Source organism: Pedococcus sp. P3_C7 (assembly GCF_056402615.1).
In genome coordinates, this window is record NZ_JBFUHC010000006.1 from 46,970 (window position 1) to 67,153 (window position 20,184).

Here is a 20,184-nt window from a genome sequence, read left to right on the forward strand (position 1 = left end):
GACTCACGCCGTCACCGTCGCAAACGCAGCGACGCGGCACAAGCCGCCACCCCGCAGCTCAGCGCGGCACTGCGGGTTTGCGCCAACCACTCCCCTCGCGGATCGCGAGACCAGCGACGTCGAGGGCGCCCAACGCGCTGCGGACCTCGTGGGCTGCGAGCCCGCACCTGCGAGCCAGGTCCTCGGTCGTGACGGCGTTGCGAGTCGGCAGAGCCGCCAGGACAGCCTGGTGGGTGAGCGACAGGTCGTCGTCGCGCTCTGAGGGCCCGTGCTTGCGCGGTGCCAGCTCCCCGATCGGACCCACCTCCTCGGCGACCTCCGCGGCGTCGGTGACCAGGGTGGCCCCGTCACGGACCAGCTCGTGGCAGCCGGCCGAGACCGCCGAGGAAACCGGTCCCGGTACGGCGCAGACCACCCTCAGGTGCTCACCCGCCAGCCGCGCCGTGTTGCGGGATCCGCTGCGCAGGCCTGCCTCGACGACGACCGTGCCCTGGCTGACCGTGGCGATGAGCCGGTTGCGGCTGAGGAAGCGCCACTTGGTCGGAGCGGATCCCGGTGGCACCTCACTGACCACGAGACCTGCCGAACGGATGTGGTCCAGGAGCCCGGCATGGCCACTGGGATAGGGCCGTTCGATGCCTCCGGCCACGAACGCGATGGTCACGCCGTCCACCGCGAGGGCGCCCTCGTGCGCGGCACCGTCGATGCCGTACGCCGCACCAGACACGACTGCGAAGTCGCGTTCGGCCAGGCCGGCGGCGAGGTCCTTGGCCACGTGGACGCCGTAGCCGGTGGCGGCGCGCGCGCCGACGATCGAGACGCTGCGAGCCGCCACCTCCGCGAGGTCGGCAGGTCCCTGCAGCCACAGGCAGAGCGGGGGCGCGGCCAGGTCGTCGAAGCCGTGCGGCCACTCGTCGTCGCCCGGGATGATGATGCGAGCGCCCAGCCGCTGAGCGATCTGGAAGTCCCGCTCGACATCCAACCCGGGTAGCCGCTCCGCCATCCTCGCGCCAACGGTCGTGCCCGGGGTCACGGTGTGCCAGGCCTCCTCCGCCCCGGCCGCCGCGATCCGGGCCGCCACGTCGGCGTCGCCCGGTTCGACGAGCCGCGCCCAGGCGACCCGTGCCCCGCGTTCCCCCCGAAACGCCCGTGGCGCCGTCACGCTGCCACCGGCCCCTGGTTGCGCAGGGCCAGGGCGGCGCCGAGGTCGTCTCGCACCGGCGTGCTGCGCCCGCCGAGGTCGGCGACGGTCCACCCGACCCGCAGCACCCTGTCGTAGCCCCTCAGGGTGAGCTGAGCGCGGTCGAGTGCCCGGTCGATGTCGACCGTGGTCGACTTCGGCAGCCGCCACCGTCCACGCCGCAGCTCGGACCCCGGGACCTCGCTGTTGACGCGCCACGAGGTCGAGTCCCATCGCTGCGCCTGCGCCTCCCTGGCCTCCCGGACCCGCGCGGCCACGACGGCGCTGCTCTCTCCGGTCAGACCTGCGAGAGAGGCGCGGGTCACCGCGGGCACGTGCACCTGCAGGTCGACCCGGTCGAGCAGCGGCCCGGAGAGTCGGCCGATGTAGCCGCGCTTGGCCATGGGGGAGCACGCGCAGCCGATGCCCTTGCCGAAGCCCAGCCCACAGGGGCACGGGTTTGCCGCCATGACCAGCAGGAACCGTGCAGGGAACCGCACCGTGGCCCGCGCCCTCGAGACCATGACGTGGCCGGACTCCAACGGCTGGCGCAGGGCTTGAAGTGCCTGGGTCTTGAACTCGGGAGCCTCGTCGAGGAACAGCACACCGTGGTGGGCCTGCGAGATCGCCCCGGGCCGCACGGCACTGCTGCCGCCACCGATGATGGCTGCCTGGGTCGCGCTGTGGTGCGGGGCGACGAACGGTGGCAGCCCCTCGACGTCGAGCTCGGCGGCCGTCACGCCCAGGAGCGAGCGGACCGCCAGCACGTCGATCGACTGCTCGCGGCTGAGCCGAGGCAGGATCGAGACGAGGCGTTCGGCGAGCATCGTCTTCCCCGAGCCGGGCGGGCCGAGCAGGAACAGGTGGTGACCCCCGGCAGCAGCCAGCTCGAGCGCTGTCCTGGCCTCGTCCTGACCGACGACGTCGGCAAGGTCCAGCGGATCCGCCCGGGCCAGGGCCGGCGCGATGGCGGAGTCCGGAACGCCGAGGCCCAACGTCTCGGACCCGCCCGAGTACGCCGCGATGAGATCGGCCAGGTGGCTGACAGCATGCACCCGGATGTCGGGCACCAGCCGCGCTTCGGCCGCGTTGGCCACGGGCACGACGACGTCGCGACACCCTGCCCGCGCCGCGGACAGGACGGCGGGGAGGACGCCGCGGACAGGACGGACCGAACCGTCGAGTCCCAGCTCACCCAGGTGCACGATGTCTCGCACCCGCTCCGGAGACACCATCGCGAGCGCTGCCACCACGGCCACGGCTATCGGCAGCTCGATCACTGAGTTAGTGCAGTATTAGGGCGTGACCACACGCGCTGCCATCTACGTCAGGATCTCCGAAGACCGTGAGGGTGCCGGACTCGGTGTCGAGCGACAAACCCAGGACTGCCGGCAGCTCGCCGAGTCCTTGGGTGCCGGCGTCGTCACGGTGTTCACCGACAACGACATCAGCGCCTCCAAGGGCAAGGTCCGTCCGGCCTACGAGCGGATGCTGACCGACATCGCCAGGGGTGCGGTGGACCTGGTCGTGGCTTGGCACCCCGATCGACTGCACCGCTCACCGTCTGAGCTAGAGCGGTACGTCGAGGTGTGTGCCGTCACGCCTACCCACACGGTCAAGGCCGGTCTGATCGACCTGTCCACGGCCTCGGGACGGATGGTGGCTCGGATCTTGGGTGCCACCTCGCGGCACGAGGTTGAGCACATGGCCGAACGGCAGCGTAGGAAGCAACAGCAGAAGGCCGACGCTGGCCAGTGGAAGGGAGGACGTCGACCCTTTGGGTACGAGGCAGACGGCGTGACGATCGTCGACAGTGAGGCCAAGGCCCTCCGTCAGGCAACCAAACACGTCCTCGCCGGTGGAAGCCTCTACTCCGTAGCCAGGGAGTGGAACCACCAGGGCATCACAACGTCGACCGGCAAGAGCTGGAGGCCTGTTGAGGTTCGCCGGGTCCTTGCTCGACCCCGGAACGCCGGCCTGATGGAGCATCACGGCCAGGTCATCGGCAGGGCTCAGTGGCCAGCCGCTGTTGATCCGGTTGAGTGGAGTGCCTTGACGGCTCTCCTGTCAGATCCCGAGAGAAGGACCACCACCGGACCCACCAGGAAGTGGCTGGGGTCGGGCCTCTACATGTGTGATGTGTGCCAGGAAGCGGTGATCACGACGCTCTCCAACGGGATCAGGGTCTACCGCTGCCGGAAGGGATGCGTGGCCAAGGCCCAGTCCGAGGTGGACGCCTTGATCCACCAGAGGATGGCGGCTCTGCTTCCCGGCAAGACAATCCCCACCACGGACAACACCAGGGATCTGACCCATGACAGAGCCAGAGCATCAGCCATCAGGAACCGACTCAACGTCATGGCCGCTCTGTTCGGCCAGGGAGTCATCGACGCCGAGCAGCTCGCTTCTGGATCTCTGGAGTTGAGGCAGGAGTTGGAAGAGGTGCAGGAGAGACTTCACCACGCCATGTCCGGTGTCCCAGCCGTCCTGGCTGGTGACCTCTTCACCTCGTGGGCGAAGGCCAATCTGGAAGGGAAGAGGACCATCCTGGCGTTGCTCTTCACCATCACGATCACCAAAACCGGCAGGGGCAGACCCAAAGGCTGGGTCAAGGGTCAGTCCTACTTCAGACCTGACGCCATCAAGGTTGGACCCACCCAACTTGGTTGGTACGCCGACAAAGCCGGAAGCGTGGGCCTTGTGGGAAGCGTGGATTTTCGTGGGCGTGCCCTTAACGCCCGGGCTCTGTAGTGAGGTTACCGACACAGTCCAGTCACCCCAGTCGGCGGTAACCCGAGCCTCCGCGTTGCGCGAGGCTGGACTTCCCGTCTTGCTCTTACCCACCGTTCACGAGGTACGTCGTCCACCAAAACGTCTTGGCGACCGTCACGATCTCTTCACACGGCTCCTCGGGATCGGAGGCGGACGAGACTAGGTTGTGCTGCTGACCCTAGCGCGCCCTGCCTCACCGGCGCGAGCCCAGTGCATTTGTTGTGCGCCAAGCGAATTGGTGATCAGGGTTGCATTGGCTAGACAAGAGAGAGCGCGCAGAGGGAAGTCGGGCGATCGTGTCGACCCGGCAAGCGCAGCTCAGTCCTGATCGACACCTGTCGGATTCCTCGCCCATCCATCGACAGGCCACCCCCGGCAGGCAACGAGGTCGGCGGGATCCACGATCATTGGGACAACAGGGCCTGTGCGGTCGCAGCGATCGAGCCTTTGACTAGCGGCGTACAGAGCGAGCAGGCGACACCTGCGGTCGATCACCCTGATGACGACCGCCGCGGCCTGAAGATCGCCACACACGGCCCTTTCCCAATATGCCGATTGCAGCGCATCCAGTCGCTTCAGCTCGAGCTCTCGCAGCTCGTCGATTGTCTCGGCCTCGGCTCGGGTAAGCGCTTGTTGGACGATCCGGTAGACCGTGCCCCTGCTGGCATAACCCATCTCCTCGGCGATGCGCTGATAGGTCGCGCCGGAGAGGGCGAGCTCAACCGCCTGCCTGCGCCGTGCCGCCGCGAGAGCCCGGTTCCGGTGGCGACCCGTCACCCGGGGGGTCATCTGGGAGGTCGTCATGACCTAAGCGTGACAAGCCTCCCAGGCGATGGACAGCCATGGCGTGCAGACGACCAAACCGTCTGACAGGCAGATGAGCGCACATAGAGCGTACGAAAACCGTTGAGAACAAAGACGATTCACGATATAATGGATACATCAACGAAATGGGATAACCACGCCTCCCCAGGCTGGCAAAACCCCGTTGATGAGCACCACGAGCCCGTTGCATCCGCGACGGGCTTTCTTCATGTCCGACCAACTAAGGAGAGAAACCATGTCGTCCCCACGCTCGCTCCATGTCGTCCCGTCACCGGTCGGCAAGCAATCGTTCGACAACCGCTTCGAGGTCGCCTCCCAAGTCCTCGCCGCCGGTCACCAGGACTACGCCGTGCGCGTCCTGACACCCCTGTCTGGTCCTCAGAAGGGACAGATCGGCGTACGCGTCGGTCGCATCCTCGTCTACGTGGCCAACCGGGAGGCCCTGTCCTCCTTCACTGCCGCGTGGGCAGAGGCGGCGGTCCTGGCCGACCAGGCGTTCGGACCGCAGATGCCCCCGCACGCTGTCGGACCACCCAACAACGCCTGACCACGACCGAGAGCACCAGCCCGCCCCCACCTCCGGTGGCGGGCTTTGTCATGTCCAAGGAAGGAGCACCATGCGAGGTCACGTGTATCGCAAGAGGAAGCCGGACGGGAGCTACAGCCGCTGGTACGCCGTCATCGACATACCACCCACTCCGACGGGACGGCGCAGACAAAGGACCACGACCCACGACACCAAGCGGGACGCCACCGCCTGGCTCGCCCGGACCATCGGGGAGCTGCGGGTCGGGGACGTGTACGACACCACGATCACGGTGGGCAACTACCTGACCGAATGGCTGGACGGCAAGCAGGCGCTGCGCCCCACCACAGTGCTGGAGTACCGCAGGCACATCAGCCAGCTGTTCATTCCCGAGATCGGTCCACTGCGCCTGCTCGACCTACGTGCCCAGCACATCGAACGGGTCTTCGCGCGCATCGCGGAGGGCAACCGGTTCCGGGAGCGACCGATCACCCCGACAACCATGCGCCGGATCCTGGCAACGCTCAACAGTGCCCTGAACGTCGCGGTGCGACGGGGACTTATCCGACGCAACCCTGCTGGGACCGTGGAGCTACCCAAGCCCACCAAGCCGAAGACAGCGGTCTGGACCAGGGATGAGGCCGCCCGATTCCTCGCAGGCACCGCCGACGAGCCGCTGCACCTGCTCTACCGGCTGCTGCTGCTGTGCGGGCTTCGCCGGGGCGAAGCGGTAGGTCTCCAGTGGGGTGACATCGACTTCGGTCAACCAACATTGACTGTGCGTCGGCAGATCGTATCGGTCGACGGCCAGCTCCTGGTCGGGCCGCCCAAGTCTGATGCAGGCCTGAGGACAGTCGCCATCGATGCGGGGACCAAGGCCCTACTCGAGTCGGCCCAGCGGCGGGCGCTCCTGAGGCATCCGTGGTCGCGGGACACCGCCTTCGAGGCGATGTTCGTGTTCTCACGGCCCTCTGGCGGGTGTTACTCCCCCACCTACGTGTCACGCCGCTTCCTCACCCTGTCCAAGGCTCTTGGCCTTCCGCGCATCCGCCTTCACGACCTGCGCCACACCTCCGCCACCCTCGGTCTCGAGGGCGGGGAGAGCCTCATCGAGGTGAGCCGCAGGCTAGGTCACTCCTCCATGGCCATCACCGCGGACGTCTACGCCCACATCTCCCCCGAAAAGGCCACCGCCTCGGCTGCCCGGCTCGCCGACGTGCTGGATGGTCGCACCACCTAGGCCGAAGTCGACCCGCCCACCCCGCATCACCCACGAAAGGACACACGATGAACAACTCCATGATCGACATCATCAGGCACACGAAGACGACCCTGACCAACGCCATGGTGGGCTACGCCAGGACCGCGAAGAGCACCATGACAATGCCCACCACGAACACGATCAGGACCACGAAGACGACCCTGACCAACGCCATGACGCGCGCTGCCAGGGCCGCGACGAGGACCGTCATCAGGCTCACCATGAGCATGATCAAGACCATGAGGAAGACCCTGACCGACACCGTGACGGGCAACAGCAAGACCACGAAGAGGAGCGTGATCATGCCCATCATGATCGTCATGCTCAGCATGAAGAGGACCGTGACCAACGCCATGATGGGCAGTGCCAGGTCCACGAAGAGGACGATCGCCACAAGCGTCCGCCGCGGCTACGCCGCCACAACCGCAACACTTGCTGCTGCACTCACCAGCGTCGCCAGAGGAGTCAAGGGACTCTGGGTCAGCCATGAAGAGCTGATGGACTCCAGCGACCTGTATCGGGCCCTAGTAATCGCGACAACCGCAGCCTTAGCCCGCCAGGTCAGCCTGCACCGCCTCGTCCTCGCGATCATCTCCGCATTGATGAACACCTGGGCGGCCGCCCGCGACCGCGGCCCCTGGCACGACCGGAACCCGCAGCGCTACGACCCCGACGGTGACGACGGCTGGTCCTACGCATAACCCAAGCCAGACCCAACCCCAACCCACCACCCGCCCCCGGCCAACGCCGGGGGCTTTGCCATGTCAGGAGCACGAATCATGTCTAAGGAAACTCTGGAACACCTGAACACCAATACCCTGATCGGCAACACCGATCACCGGGGCCACGCCTGGCACTACCGGGCCGAACACCAAGGCCAGGACACCAACCACTACCCCGGCCCGATCCCGGTCGCCGACGTTGAACGTCGACTCTTCAACTGGCGGGCAGAGGCCAGGCCGCTGGCCGTTGAGATTCCCACCACCATCGACACCATGACCCACCTGGGACCTGACGGACTCCCCCACCAATGGAGTGTCCTTGCGGACCGGCAGGCCATCACCCGCAGCGACACCCACGACGTTCTGGGCATTTTCACCACCGCCTATGTGATGCACCAGTACCGCGAGTGGTTGCTGACCACCGTCGCGAACATCCTCGACGACGACCTGTCCATCAGCTCAGCCGGGCTGCTGCGAGACGGAGCTGTGGCATGGGTCGAAGTCAGCGTGCCCGAAAGCATCACCACCCCCGAAGGCGTCACCTTCCGACCCAACCTGCTGGCCACCACCTCCTTCGACGGCTCCATCGCGACGACGTTCAAGCGCACCATCACCGACACCGTCTGCGACAACACGCGGGACTTGGCTCTGGCCGAGTCCGGCCAGCAGTACAAGGTCAAGCACTCCCGCCACTCTCAGGCCCGGCTCGGCGAAGCACGGCAGGCGCTGGCCATGATCCACACCCTCGCCGACGACTTCGCCCGCGAGGTCGCCCAGCTCTGCCGGACACCGGTCAGCCCCGCCCAGTGGGCGACATTCCTTGACAGTCAGGTTCCCGGTATCGCCCGGAACGGCAAACCCTTACAGGGAGCCGCCCTGACGATCGCGCGGAACAAGAGGGCAGCGCTCGAACGGCTCTACGCCCACGACGACCGGGTCTCACCCTGGGCAGGGACAGCCCAGGGAGTGCTCAAGGCTGTCAACACCTACGAGCACCACGAGGGAGTCGTCCGCGGGGCCAGCCGTGCTGAACGCAACATGCTGCGCACCGTCACCGGCGACTTCCGCGATCTCGACATGCACACCTGGAAGCAGCTATGTGAAGTGATCGCCGCCTAGCTCCTCGGATCCTGGCCCTCTCCCGCCCACCCGCGGGAGAGGGCCACGGGGCCTTCTTGCGTTTCAGGGCACGCGACTAAAGGGGCAGCGCTGCCGTGGTGGGCTGGGTCGTTGTGCAGCGGGTGACGTACCGGGACCTCCGTCAAGGGCGTGAGCCCAAGATGGGGGAAAAGGCACAAACTCCGTACATGACCGTCTCAGTGCAGCTGCCTGGTGGCGACACCCACAACTTCATCGACGCAATGCGCCCCTCGTCAAGGCCGGGCGGCAATCGCACGTATTACGAATGGGTCAGCTACGAGTGCCGGGTGAGCAACGATGAGTCACTCTCTATCGTCCGACGCGTGAGTGAGTCCTGGTACCACTTCAGTGGCGAGCATCGGGACATGCATGTGATCGAGGAGGGTGAGGTAGCGGTGTACCAGCGCCACCAATGGGCCGCTCGCAGGCATACTGAACAGCCGCGATTGAGGCGCGATGCTACGAGAACCACCAATGGCGTCTTCCGTTGGACCGCCTAGCCGAGGCCCTAACGCATGTTCCGCCCACGATGACGATCCGCCGGCGGGCAACCGATGTACAAGGAGGACCCGTGACCACGCTCCCCGATCCATGCGCCGCGGGCCGCCTATCGGTGCTTCTTGAGGAATACCGCACACTTCGGACCGAAGTGACCGGCAGGATCGCCGGACGGTTTACCCTCACCGGCATCGTCATCGCAGCGTCAGCGCTTGTCATCGCCAAGGAAGTACCCGACGACTCGAAGCTGCCTATCGGTGCTGCCGTCGTGGTACTCGTGGGGGTGATCTGGGCATGGAGCTGGAAACTGGTCAAGGACCTCCGCACGCATCTGAAGGTTTTGGAAGAGCGGATCAACTACGAGGCTAAGCAGGCATACGGCCAAACCACCCATGCAACGAAGAACCTGTTGACGTGGGAATCGAAGCAGTAGGAGCAAGGCGACCGCAGGCATGGGCCCCCGGGCGAACTGCGCTACTCACTCAGCCAATGCATCTAGCCCCGCACTTGGTCGAGGCTCGGCAGCTACCTCTCTGGGCCGGCACACGTCCTCACGGGAGGATCCGCGCTACCCAGGGGGCCCGACGTCAGCCATCCACACCCCAACGGTCAACCGCCCTTGACCATCAGGTTCCCCAGATTCACCGCAACGGCAAACCCCTGACGGGTCGAGCCCTGACCATTGCGCAGAACACGCGGGCAGCGCTCGAACGGCGCTACGCCCACGATGATCGCGTCGCCCCGTGGTCAGGCACCGCCCAGGGTGTGCTCACGGCTGTCAACACGTACGAGCACCACGAAGGAGTCGTCCGCAGCATCGGTCGGGCCGAGCGCAACATGCTGCTGCCACTCCATCGTCAGCGACTGCCGAGATCTACATGGACAGGCCCGCAAACGAACTCGCAGCGGTGCTGGCCGCCAACCTGACTCCCCCGCGACGGCGGGAGGGGCCGTGGGGCCTGTCTGCGTCTAGGACTAGGTAGCCTGCCTACACTGTCCGGCGGAGATGCCGTCGCCCTCTTCGCGACCATGACGGGGAACGCCGACGCGCTCTGGATCTATTCGGACTCAGGCAGCAACGGAGCAGTCTTCCCCTGAAAGGACCTGGACCGTTGGTGGGACGCGAGCCCCAGGAGCGTGTACCATGGCGCTTAATCCGCGGGGAGCGATCCTCCCGGAGGGGTCGAGCACGGATGCAACGTTCTCACCCAGCAGTGAAGGGTGTTCCCAACGACCAAGGTGGCGCACTACAAAGTCGGGCCCCGAATCCGTAGAGTCGCATTCGGTTCGCGATCCATCCACACCGTTCGGCAATAGCCCTCGCTAGCATCAGAGCTCGAGATTATCTCAAACAATGGCCCCGCCCAATGGCGGGGCCATTGTCATTTTCGTCCCTGGGGCCAGACTCGCTTGGCTCCTCTATTGCGCTCGCCCCGCACATAGCCGTTGGGATAGATATTCAGGTACGCCCTTTCGTACCCCAGATGCCAAACTTCGGATTCGGTCGTCATGGTGGCCTTCCCGCGTCCACGTTCGACGTCCCAGTGATAACCCAGGGGTAGCGTGTGACCTGCCACAGTGAGCGCCTCCCTATCCACCCCTGCGGCCCCATGGAGACCGTTCGGAGTCTGCCATGTGCGACCCCCAACATCGCTCCTGGAGCCGGCCTTCCGCCTGTAGTGCTGGTCGAAGCGGGACCGTTGCTCGGCGGCGTCAAGGTGTAGCCAGCAAATTGAGGGATCAAAGCTGTGTAGCGGTAGGACTCTTGCATCATGCTGGCCGTTACAGCCGTCAGCCGGTGGCCATTGACCGAAGTCTCCTACAGCACTCAACGCAGCCGAGGATCCTCGAGCGAGTACGAAAGCCGCCTTATACGCAACGAAGTCGCCCAGGGAGATCAGCTCCCTGAGTGAGACTGGATCATGCGATGGATCTGCCTTGATGTAGCACGCGTGGGTGGCGACCACAAGGCACCTATTCAGATGCAGATCCTGATAAATGTCTGTTGCGTCCTTTGGCGTGAGCGAACGGTAGGGTTTGTCCTTTTCCTCCCCTCCCAGCACCCTCTGAAATTTAGAACGGCGCATAGAAAAGGCCCACCCGTTTTCCTTGCAGGCACGCTCGACGGCGAATCGGATGGCGTCTTGGTCATCGGACTGCCGCTCCGTCGCGATAAACCAGACCCTGCGAGGTACGTCCCCTATGGTCGGGTCATCTACGGGTCCCGGCGCGGCAGTGGTCGTCCGCTTTAGTTTGCGTGAGCCCCTGCTCACGAGCGGCGCCGAATCAAACTGATCGCCGGGAGCGACACTTGACGTAACTCCTCAAAGGACAATTGGCTGATGGAGTCGATCAGGGCCGCACGAAGAAGGCTCTCTTCGGTGTGCTGTCGAGCGATCTCCGGCCGACGCGAGCGGGCCAGTGGGATGACTAGGTCATCTGGCGTCTCAACGTTTTGTTGGGTGAACCATGCCCGGAGACGCTCCAGGACGGCGTTCTTCAAATACAGGTTCCAACGACCGCGGAGTACGCCTGGGAGCGCCAGAGTGCCCTGATGGGATTCCACCCAGTCGGTCAGGCGTCGTAGCTCCTCGGGCCTTCCGTGCAAGATTTCACGGCCTGCGTCAGCGAAATCAGCCCGCCACTCATCCAGGACCCGGGGGTTAATGGTCGGGAGAGGCGTCGACTGTTGATCCTCTTCGGGCGCGAGTGACTTTGGCACGGCTTGTCCATTGACCAACACGTATGGTTCCCGCCGGTTGTAGTCGATCACTGCCTTCCACAAATCCGGTCTAACTTGCATCGACTCATCGACCGCTACGGGAGCAGGCTGTGACAGCAATAGAGCCACGGGAGGGTTCTTGGATTCATCCAGTGCCAGAAGGTCTGGAAAGTCCTTCACAAGGTCAACGACCTTCGCATATCCATACTGCCGCTGATCAAATTTTGCGTTCAAGAGTTGCGAGAACCTGTTCTTGAGGACGGCAGTGGACATGACCTGCCAGTCCTCCTTCCCTCCAACTCGTGCTGCTTCGAACGACCTCAAGATGAGCTCGCGCAGAGAGTCTGTGTCGCGTTCCGATTGGGACTCATTCCTAAGCACCGTCTCGCTCGACAGCCTTGGTGAGTGACTGCCAGTCGCGTCCCGCGGTACGCCGGGCGGGCTGTCGACGCGGCCGTCCGCAGCTAGGGCGGGCGGCTGCGTCTCAACAGTCTTGAGGCCTTTGCTCTCCACCGCTTCTTGGACAGCCTTGACCTGCTCGTCGCTCAGTTTGGAGGTCGCGGTCGCGGCCGGCATCGATGCGGCGGCGAGCATCGCCAGAACCTCACGGGCAGGCAGACTGTAGCGCTTTGCAAGTTCATGCACGCGAGGGGCTTGGGTCATGACGCACATTCTGCCGCCCACAGCGACGTCTGGGTGCCCGACCCCGCCAACTCATCATGCGGCACCGACGAGCTGCATCGGGCTCGAACGTCAGCAAGCTCCAAAAGGCGACATCGCATCGGACCCGGTATCCGATCGTATGCGTTCCACCTGCAGGTATTACGGCCCGTCTAACGTCCGTCTAACGGGCCCACTCGCAGACGATGACGGCTGAACGTCTCGAGACCCGCCTGCCTGCACCCGAGGGGCTGAGCGTAACTCCCTACCGATCACATCCGTGGCAGGTAGATCCCTGCCCAAAGCTCAAAGCGCTTCCAGACGACCTCGCAGTCGGCCACCACGGCCTCCAGACCGGGGAGGGTGGCGTCTTCGTACTCCACGGCAGCAGGGTCTGCGGCAATGCGTTCCCTGCTGAAGTGCGCAACATGCCGTGAAGCCACAATCCACCACTGATCCCTCAGACGGTCGACGGCGGCAGACTCCTCCGTTGTCCACTCGCCGACGATCGACGCTGCGCTAAAGTCCAGCTTCTTAGGAGTCCTCACGAGGAACTCAGCTATCAGCCTTACGTTCATGAAGAACGCCTCTAGGCAGGCCGCCCGAACCACGTCGGGCACCTCTGCTTGGCTGTCGTGCGCATATCGCGGTAGATCCCGAACCATGCTCATGGCATGTACCGCGTGCGAAATCATCTGTGCCTGCAGCGCAGAGGCGGGAAGAGCAGCGTCGACCTCGACGCTTTGGCCGAATGGACCTGGCGGGTTGGTCAAGCCCATCAGAGCGTCCTAAAGCGAAGAGGACCCAGGGCCCTACGCTCCCCAAGGAAGAAGCACCGAAGGGGAGGCTGGGTAGCACCGGCGCTCAGGGTGGGCATTGATGAAGTGCACCATCGCTGAGGAGTCACGGTCGCTCCTCTCGGATCTGCAGTCCCGGAAGGCCATCGACGATCTTCATCGTTTCAATGCTGACTGTCACGATGCGCGCCAGGAGGTCGAGGATGTAGCGGGGGTTATTTACCTCGCGGGACCAGTCGTTGGGGTTGTTGACGATCCGCGACGCCTTGTCGGTCTTGATGTAGTACCGGTCGATGATCCACTCGATCGCCGACCGTGATCCGAGCATGTAGCGGTACGCCTCGTCGGGGATACCACGCAAGGTGACGTCGCTGTTGTAAACGATCGTGGTCCTGTCATGCTTTTCGCCAGCGGCCTTCCGTTCGGCCGTGGGCTTGCCAAACGGCATCCTCTTGTCACCGACTGCATAGAAGTCGTAAGGATCGCGTCCCGCGGGTGGACGGGCGTCCAGCCCCTCGAGCGGGTACGGCCGCACGCTCTCGTAGCCCAGGTGCAGCTCGGACAAGCATCGCCCGGCCTCGATAAACGGGCGTGCGTCCTGCAGGAGTGGGATACGGGGGAGCATCTTCTTGAGATCGGCCGCGTAGATCTCGCGGAAGTCCGGCGAATGCAGCAGCCCGTAGACGTAGAAGAAGACGTCGTCCTTGGTGATCGAGTCCCCGTAGGCCGCCCGGAACAGTCCCAGTGCAGCATCCGTGATGTTGTCTGTCCGGCGGTATCCGTCGACGACCTCGCTGTCGCTCGCTGCATCGAACGACAGCATTTCGTTGCCAGGATCCTCTCTTTCGAAGCGCCACCGAGCGAAGAATTGCCCTCCGGATCCAGCGCCGGTCACGTGAAGATCCGGAAGATAGTTGACCGCTAATGCAGAGAACGGAACAGCTGATCCCATCCCAACCTGATAGATGCCGAGGTTGGGGTGGTGTGGGCTTGGAAAGAAGTTGGGCGCCTGGCCGGTGATGTGGTTCAGTCCACGATCAAAATAGGCGAACTGCTTGAAGAACGGTCTATAGACCGCCACCGTGACCGCATCTGGGTTCCAGTTCAAGGGCCTCAGAGAGGCGAGTCGATTCTTCAAGCTGAGAGTCCAGGAGATTCTGCGTGTGTCCGTGTCGATGAAGTCGACCACCAAGTCCTTGGGGCGACCTGCGTGGCTCTTGAGCAGCGCGACAAAGTCCGTTACCTGCCGGTTGTATGCAGCGATCGTGCTCTGGACCTGACTGGTCAGTTTGACGCGCTCGGACTGGTACACCCATGCGTCCCGCCCCGTCTCCAGACCGCGCCCATACAGGTCGAAGACAGTGACGCCAGCCGCGTCTTCGCCGTGTTTTGCCCCGAGGGGAAGGAAGGTTCCGAAGTCATCGCGTCGGTGAGAGAGCCAGTCGCCGTGCGCATCAGGAGCCAGCCGCCGGGTCTGCGAGATCCCCATGACTGAGCCGGCCGCTGATACCTCCCTCAACTTCTGACCCGCACTCAGACCGTCGCCGACTTGTGCGTAGTGGATCATGACAGGTCCGTCATGTGCAGGATCACGCACCAGAACGGTAATTGCAATCGTCGCCCTTGAACCGCCCTTGCTGCTCTTCCTCTCCGTCCCACCGCGGTCCCAGCCAGCGAACTCGAAAACGGGCCTGCCTTCGGCACGCCCGGCTTCGCCGCCGACCCGGCCATTTCCCCGAAGGTTGTAAATGTGGATGGAACTGAAGTCGCTCGCCAGGCTCTGCCGCATCTGAGCGCCGACATTGGAATCCATCCACCCGCCATTCGTTACGAAGGCGACGACGCCACGCTCCTTGATGCGTAGAGAGGCCCAGCGAATGGCACGGATGTAGGAGTCGTACAACGAGTTGTTTCCTCCGCGACCTCGATCGGAGGAGTATGCAAGGCGGATGCTCGCGTCGAGGCCCGAGTATGAAGTGTTCTGGTTGTTCTCGTTGGCGGAATCTTGCCCCGACGAGTAGGGCGGGTTTCCGACGATGACTTGAATGTCGAGCGCCTTGAGCTTCTCGAGGCGTTCGTTGTTCTGGACGAATACCGTGGTGTCGAGGCGGTCGTCGTCTTCCCACGACTGGAACGTGTCAGTGAGGATCAGGCCGGGGAAGGGTTCGTACTCACTCTCCTCCCCGAGGGTCCCCCGTAGGTCCTGGTACGTGGTCTCGATGTTGACGGCCGCGATGTAGTACGCCAGCAGCAGGATCTCGTTGGCGTGTAGCTCGTGGGTGTATTTGCGGGCCAGGTCCTGCGGTTCGATGAGCCCGAGTTGGAGCAGTCGAGTAATGAACGTGCCGGTGCCGGTGAATCCGTCGAGGACGTGTACACCTTCGTCGGTGAGGCCTTGGCCGAAGTGATGGCGGAGGACGTCGTCGGCGGATCGGAGGATGAAGTCGACGATCTCAGTCGGCGTGTAGACGATGCCGAGCTTGTCCACAGTCTTCTTGAACGCGGTGGCGAAGAAGGTGTCGTAGAGCTTGACGATGAGCTGCTGCCGCCCTTCGGCGTTGTCCACGCCGGTGACTTTCATCCGGACCGAGTCGTAGAACTTCTCCAGCGAGTGGTTCTCGTCGTCGAGGCGGTGTTCGTCGAGGGCGTCGAGCATCCGCTCCATCGTCTGGGCCACCGGGTTGTGGGCGGCGAAGTCGTACCCACCGAAGAGGGCGTCGAAGACCGGCCGAGTGATGAGGTGCTGGGCCAGCATCTCGACGGCGTCAGCCCGGGTGATCCCGTCGTTGAGATTGCCGCGCAGGCCTCCGAGGAACGTATCGAACTCGGCTGTGACCTTCGGGTCGCCGCCGTCGAGCAGCGCGGTGATGCGGGTGATGTGCCGCTGGGCGATGTCGGCGATGTCCTTCGCCCAGTCCTCCCAGTAGGTCCGGGAGCCGACCTTGGCGACGACCTTGGCGTAGATCGCCTCGCGCCACTCGTCCAGCCAGGTGAGTCCAAGGATGCCTTGGGCGCCTGTCCCTTCACCCGATCCGTCGCGATCGCGGTCGCGGTCGCCATGACCGGGGACGCCTATGACATTGACCTTGTCGTCGCGCTTCTTGACGAGTTCGATGCGGTTGACTATCGCGTTGAACCGCTCATCGTGCGCCCGGAGGGCTTGGAGCACCTCCCACACCGCGGCATACCGTTTGTTGTCCTTGAGCGCCTGTTCCGGGGTCATGCCCGCGGGGATGCCGATCGGCAGGATGATGTAGCCGTACTCTTTGCCTTCAGATCGGCGCATCACGCGACCGACGGACTGGACGATGTCGACCACCGACTTGCGCGGGGACAGGAACATCACCGCGTCCAACGCGGGCACGTCGACACCCTCGGACAGGCACCGCGCGTTGGTCAGGATGCGGCAGGTGCCATCGGGCACGTCGGCCCGCAACCAGTCCAAGCGCGTGTTGCGTTCGAGGGCGTTGAAGGTCCCGTCGACGTGCTGGATCTCGCACGTGAGCACCGGGTCGCCTGACTCGTCCTCGAGGTCGTGGGCGGCGGCGTACTGCTGCACGGTTTGCCCGAAGAGGGACTCGATCTGCCGCGAGTCCTTGATCGTGCCCGCGAAGGCGACTGCGCGCCGCATGGGCGCTGGGTCGGCCGCGAATGAGTGCTCGGCGTCGCCTCGTTTGGCCAAGCCGTTCCAGCAGCCGACGATCTTGGCCGCATCGTCCAGGCGCAGCTCGTTGCCCTCGTCGGCGAGCTGGAGCTGGAAGGTGCGGGAGACGCTGGTCTCGTCGACGGCGAGAACGAGGACCTTGTAGTCGGTGAGCAGGTGGCGGGAGACGGCCTCGCCGAAGCCGAGCCGGTGCAGCTCGGGCCCGAACAGGTCCTCGTTGTCCATGGAGGCGAGGACGGCGTTGGCTTCGCCGGCTTTAGCCTTGGAGGAGTCGTCGTAGATGCGCGGCGTGGCGGTCATGTAGAGCCGCTTGGCGCCGCGGATGTAGTCGTTGTTGTGGACGCGCACGAAGGCGGACTCGTCATCGCCGGTCAACGTGGTGCCGGTGGTGCGATGCGCCTCGTCGCAGATGATCAGGTCGAACGCGGGCAGGTCGCCCTGCTTCTGTGCCTGCGCGACGACGTCGATTGACTGGTAGGTAGAGAACACGACCGTCATCGAGTCGGACTCGCCCAGCGCTTGGGTCAGGCGGGACTCCAGGACTGCGACGTTGGTCGTGGAGGGCAGCGCCAGGTCGACCGCGGAGATGTCCTCGTTGACCGCCTTGGACCGGGCCGTGGCCTTGCGGTCAGAGCACACGGCCAGCGGGGCCAGAGGCACCTCGGCCTCACTGGACCACTCGCGCAGCGTCTGCGACAGCAGGCTGATGGATGGCATGAGGAACAGGACGCTGCCGCCAGCCCCTGCGAGCTGTTCGGCCAGCCGTAGGGAGGTGAAGGTCTTGCCTGTTCCGCAGGCCATGATCAGCTTGCCGCGGTCGTGGACGGCGAGCCCGGCGGTGACGGCGGTAATCGCCTCCTGCTGGTGCTGCCGCAGCTTCTTCTTTTCGGTGACCGGGAGCACCTGGGGCTTTTCCCAGTCGAACGCGTCCCAGTCGACTATCGAGGCTTCAAGGTCGGCCATGCCAATCCGACGAACCGGAATCTGCTGGCCCTGGATCGCGTCCTCGGCGTGGCCGTTCCATTTGTCAGTCGTCGAGACGATGATCCGCTGGGCGAAACCCTCCTTGCCGGAGGCCGAGAGGAACGAGTCGATGTCCGTCTTACCAATGGTCGAACCGGGCGCGTAGAACTTGCACTGGATCGCGACGTGGGCCCCGGTGAGCCGGTCCACGGCGACAAGGTCGATGCCCGTGTCGTGCTTGCCATCGCGTCCCGGCCACTCCTGCCAGAGGAAGACGTCGCTGAACTGCTCGGCATACACCGGGTCCGTGCGCAGGAACTGGGCCATAAGCTGCTCGAGCTTGCTGCCCTTGTCGGCCTCCGACGTGGACTGCGCCCGCAGTTCGTCCAAGACCTCGTAGATCGACGTTGACATCCCCGCATCCTGCCTCACGCAGCGCCCGACTGGAGGACCTCCCCGGCGCGCCGACCGGACGCAACTTCCGCGTGTGCGTGAAGTGAGTGCCCACCGAACAGTTGGCCAGGGCCGAGCGGGCCGCTCTGACAACTGCATGACCAGGGACTCACCCGGGGCTTGGCCGCGAGGCGACTGCTGGACAGGAGACTGCGAGGGCGACCGCGGCCGTTGACCCGGCTGCCCGCATCTTGGCGCTCCCACGCGCTCGCCTCTGCCTCGTGAGCCAGGCCGTTGCACCTTAGCCTGGCCCGTCGCACTGAGCTGGCGAGGGGCTGACGGGCAGGCACTGAGGCTGCCCCGAGTGAGTCTCTCAATCTTGCAGGGTGCCCGAGGTCAGGCCTTCGCCACCACCCGGCAACTCGGTGACTTGCTCGTGGCCTTCATCGCCTAGGAACTTCGCGATAGGGGCGCGCCAGTCGCGGTAGGAGATCGGCAGTGTGAACTCGCCGTCGTACACGTCGTTGATGCCCGCGGCGGTCATCCGCCATGTTCCTGCTCCTGTCATTGCCAGTTCGGAAGCTGAGTCGACGACCATTAGCAGGACCACGTCGTCGTCATCGCTGAGGAACTCTTCCTCCGGACGCAGAGCGTTCAACGCCAGCACGAGCCGGACCGGTTCGGTTCGCGCGATTCCGACGATGCCGGCAGTAGTCCCCGGGTAGGCAGGCGCGGGCCTGTCGGACCGCCGGAGAAACGTAAGCTGTGTGTAAAGAGTCTTCTTGCCCCAAGCAATAGGACCATCCGGCAACAGGTCAATCGGGACCTCCGAATCCGGGTCGCGCCACTGAGTGGCAATCACGCCGCCGCTGATTTCGATGTCGATTCGGACGTCACGCAGAAAGGTCTTCGTCCGATTTCTTACCCGGACCTGGACGCCAGCGAGAAGGTGGCCGGCCATCGACACAAGGCCGCTCGTCGGGGACTCCAGGAGGGCTGTCCGCCAGGTCTCGATCTCCTCGAGGAATTCAGCCTTGGTCCGAGAGTCAGGCGGACCCCCCAAGCTAGCCAATGCCGTCAGGCCCGAATAGGAGGAGCCTGAGCCGCCGCCCCTGTTAGGCCCCAACTGGCGCTTGTATCCATCGGCCCGACGCTGAATACCCCGGATGAGACCGTCGACGTCCACCCCAAGCGCCACCACCTCGCCAAGCATGTCGACCTCCACGTCAACGGTCGGTGCCATGCTCACAGCCCGCGCGAGCATTGCTCGAACTTCGTCCCCGGTTGCCTTCCGAGTATTGCCGTCGCCCCGGACGTAGATGTCGCCATCGGCCAGCCCCTCGCCGTCCGCCCGACATGTCCACACAACCCCGGTCGGTGGGTCGACGACGATCGCAATGACATCCTGCGCGCCGCCTGTGGGGATGCGCTCGAAATCCCAAGTCGGGCCCTCTACGCCTACCCACTTGCTAACGTCCCGCGCCAGGTCCTGCGCCTCGAACGCCGGGATACCTGGAGTGGCGCCGCCGCCAACTCCCAGCAGCATTACCGCGTGCCCATCGAAGCGGCGCGCGGCCCCGGTGGCGTCACGGTTCGCGGCACCCAAGATGAACTTGGCGACCTTGGCGCGACCCGACTTCGTATTAAGGTCCACGTCAGACTTGACCTCGAGGAAGTAGCGCTCCACGCGGTCGTCAGTGGCGGCGGCGTACGCGACGAGCGCCGCCCAGCCCATCTCACCGGTCGGCAGTCTGGTCAGATCCACGTCATTCACGCCTCGATTTGATCACAACACAGTGCCGTGATCCCACGACCTTCGGCAGGGTCAACGGTGATTGACCCCTGCGAAAGCCGGCCGCGACGAGTGACGACCTTGAACGTCCTCACGCGCCGTCAGCGTTGCGATTTCGGGCTTGCAATGGCCGCCGCAGGCTGAGGCTGCGAGGTCAGCCCGTCGACACCTCTTGGGCGACTACCGTTTGCCCCTCAGTCCCCCGGCCCGTGCAAGTCCTAAGGGTCGCCTGTAGCAGGCTCGCGGACGGACCTCATGCATCTGCTGTA

General features: G+C 64.6%; 14 protein-coding genes. 6 read left to right on the forward strand and 8 right to left on the reverse strand.

Going from position 1 to position 20,184, the window contains the following annotated elements:
• Nucleotides 1-58 precede the first annotated feature (58 nt).
• Both dprA and AC1DS4_RS08545 read right to left on the reverse strand, forming a co-directional pair.
• Nucleotides 59-1,162: a DNA-processing protein DprA gene (gene dprA, locus AC1DS4_RS08540; RefSeq protein WP_477632684.1), complete on the reverse strand. Its 1,104-nt coding sequence runs from the start codon at nt 1,160-1,162 to the stop codon at nt 59-61.
• Nucleotides 1,159-2,460: a YifB family Mg chelatase-like AAA ATPase gene (locus AC1DS4_RS08545; RefSeq protein ID WP_477632685.1), complete on the reverse strand. Its 1,302-nt coding sequence runs from the start codon at nt 2,458-2,460 to the stop codon at nt 1,159-1,161. Before AC1DS4_RS08545 ends, dprA begins: the two co-directional genes overlap by 4 nt.
• 22 nt (nt 2,461-2,482) lie before the next feature.
• Between AC1DS4_RS08545 and AC1DS4_RS08550 the strand changes: the two genes are divergently transcribed.
• On the forward strand, nt 2,483-3,931 hold the full coding sequence (locus AC1DS4_RS08550) for a recombinase family protein (protein WP_477632686.1): 1,449 nt from the start codon (nt 2,483-2,485) through the stop codon (nt 3,929-3,931).
• Between the two features lie 339 nt (nt 3,932-4,270).
• Here the strand turns inward: AC1DS4_RS08550 and AC1DS4_RS08555 are convergent, their stop codons facing one another.
• On the reverse strand, nt 4,271-4,756 hold the full coding sequence (locus AC1DS4_RS08555) for a helix-turn-helix domain-containing protein (protein WP_477632687.1): 486 nt from the start codon (nt 4,754-4,756) through the stop codon (nt 4,271-4,273).
• Between the two features lie 256 nt (nt 4,757-5,012).
• Here AC1DS4_RS08555 and AC1DS4_RS08560 point away from each other — a divergent pair, with 256 nt between their 5' ends.
• Nucleotides 5,013-5,324, forward strand: a complete 312-nt coding sequence (locus AC1DS4_RS08560; protein WP_477632688.1) for a hypothetical protein — start codon at nt 5,013-5,015, stop codon at nt 5,322-5,324.
• Nucleotides 5,325-5,406: 82 nt separating this feature from the next.
• The gene (locus AC1DS4_RS08565; protein ID WP_477632689.1) at nt 5,407-6,543 is read left to right on the forward strand and encodes a tyrosine-type recombinase/integrase; all 1,137 of its coding nucleotides are present in this window, start codon (nt 5,407-5,409) and stop codon (nt 6,541-6,543) included.
• Between the two features lie 112 nt (nt 6,544-6,655).
• Here AC1DS4_RS08565 and AC1DS4_RS08570 read toward each other — a convergent pair whose 3' ends face one another.
• Nucleotides 6,656-6,805 carry a hypothetical protein gene (locus AC1DS4_RS08570; RefSeq protein WP_477632690.1) on the reverse strand — a complete coding sequence of 50 codons (150 nt, stop codon included), beginning with the start codon at nt 6,803-6,805 and terminating at the stop codon, nt 6,656-6,658.
• On the opposite strand from AC1DS4_RS08570, the gene AC1DS4_RS08575 reads away from it, so the two are divergent.
• From AC1DS4_RS08575 to AC1DS4_RS08585, 3 genes are all read left to right on the forward strand, one after another.
• The gene (locus AC1DS4_RS08575) at nt 6,804-7,265 is read left to right on the forward strand and encodes a hypothetical protein (protein WP_477632691.1); all 462 of its coding nucleotides are present in this window, start codon (nt 6,804-6,806) and stop codon (nt 7,263-7,265) included. The genes AC1DS4_RS08570 and AC1DS4_RS08575 overlap by 2 nt on opposite strands.
• Nucleotides 7,266-7,343: 78 nt before the next feature.
• The gene (locus AC1DS4_RS08580; RefSeq protein WP_477632692.1) at nt 7,344-8,405 is read left to right on the forward strand and encodes a DUF932 domain-containing protein; all 1,062 of its coding nucleotides are present in this window, start codon (nt 7,344-7,346) and stop codon (nt 8,403-8,405) included.
• A gap of 592 nt (nt 8,406-8,997) precedes the next feature.
• The gene (locus AC1DS4_RS08585) at nt 8,998-9,357 is read left to right on the forward strand and encodes a hypothetical protein (protein ID WP_477632693.1); all 360 of its coding nucleotides are present in this window, start codon (nt 8,998-9,000) and stop codon (nt 9,355-9,357) included.
• Between the two features lie 1,836 nt (nt 9,358-11,193).
• On the opposite strand, the gene AC1DS4_RS08590 is transcribed toward AC1DS4_RS08585, so the two are convergent.
• From AC1DS4_RS08590 to AC1DS4_RS08605, 4 genes are all read right to left on the reverse strand, one after another.
• Nucleotides 11,194-12,309: an OST-HTH/LOTUS domain-containing protein gene (locus tag AC1DS4_RS08590; RefSeq protein WP_477632694.1), complete on the reverse strand. Its 1,116-nt coding sequence runs from the start codon at nt 12,307-12,309 to the stop codon at nt 11,194-11,196.
• A 269-nt stretch (nt 12,310-12,578) separates the two neighbouring features.
• Nucleotides 12,579-13,085, reverse strand: a complete 507-nt coding sequence (locus AC1DS4_RS08595) for a hypothetical protein (protein ID WP_477632695.1) — start codon at nt 13,083-13,085, stop codon at nt 12,579-12,581.
• 124 nt (nt 13,086-13,209) lie between these two features.
• A complete protein-coding gene (locus tag AC1DS4_RS08600; protein ID WP_477632696.1) occupies nt 13,210-18,144 on the reverse strand; it encodes a DEAD/DEAH box helicase in 4,935 nt (1,644 codons plus the stop codon).
• Between the two features lie 352 nt (nt 18,145-18,496).
• A complete protein-coding gene (locus AC1DS4_RS08605) occupies nt 18,497-19,897 on the reverse strand; it encodes a hypothetical protein (protein WP_477632697.1) in 1,401 nt (466 codons plus the stop codon).
• Between the last annotated feature and the right edge of the window lie 287 nt (nt 19,898-20,184).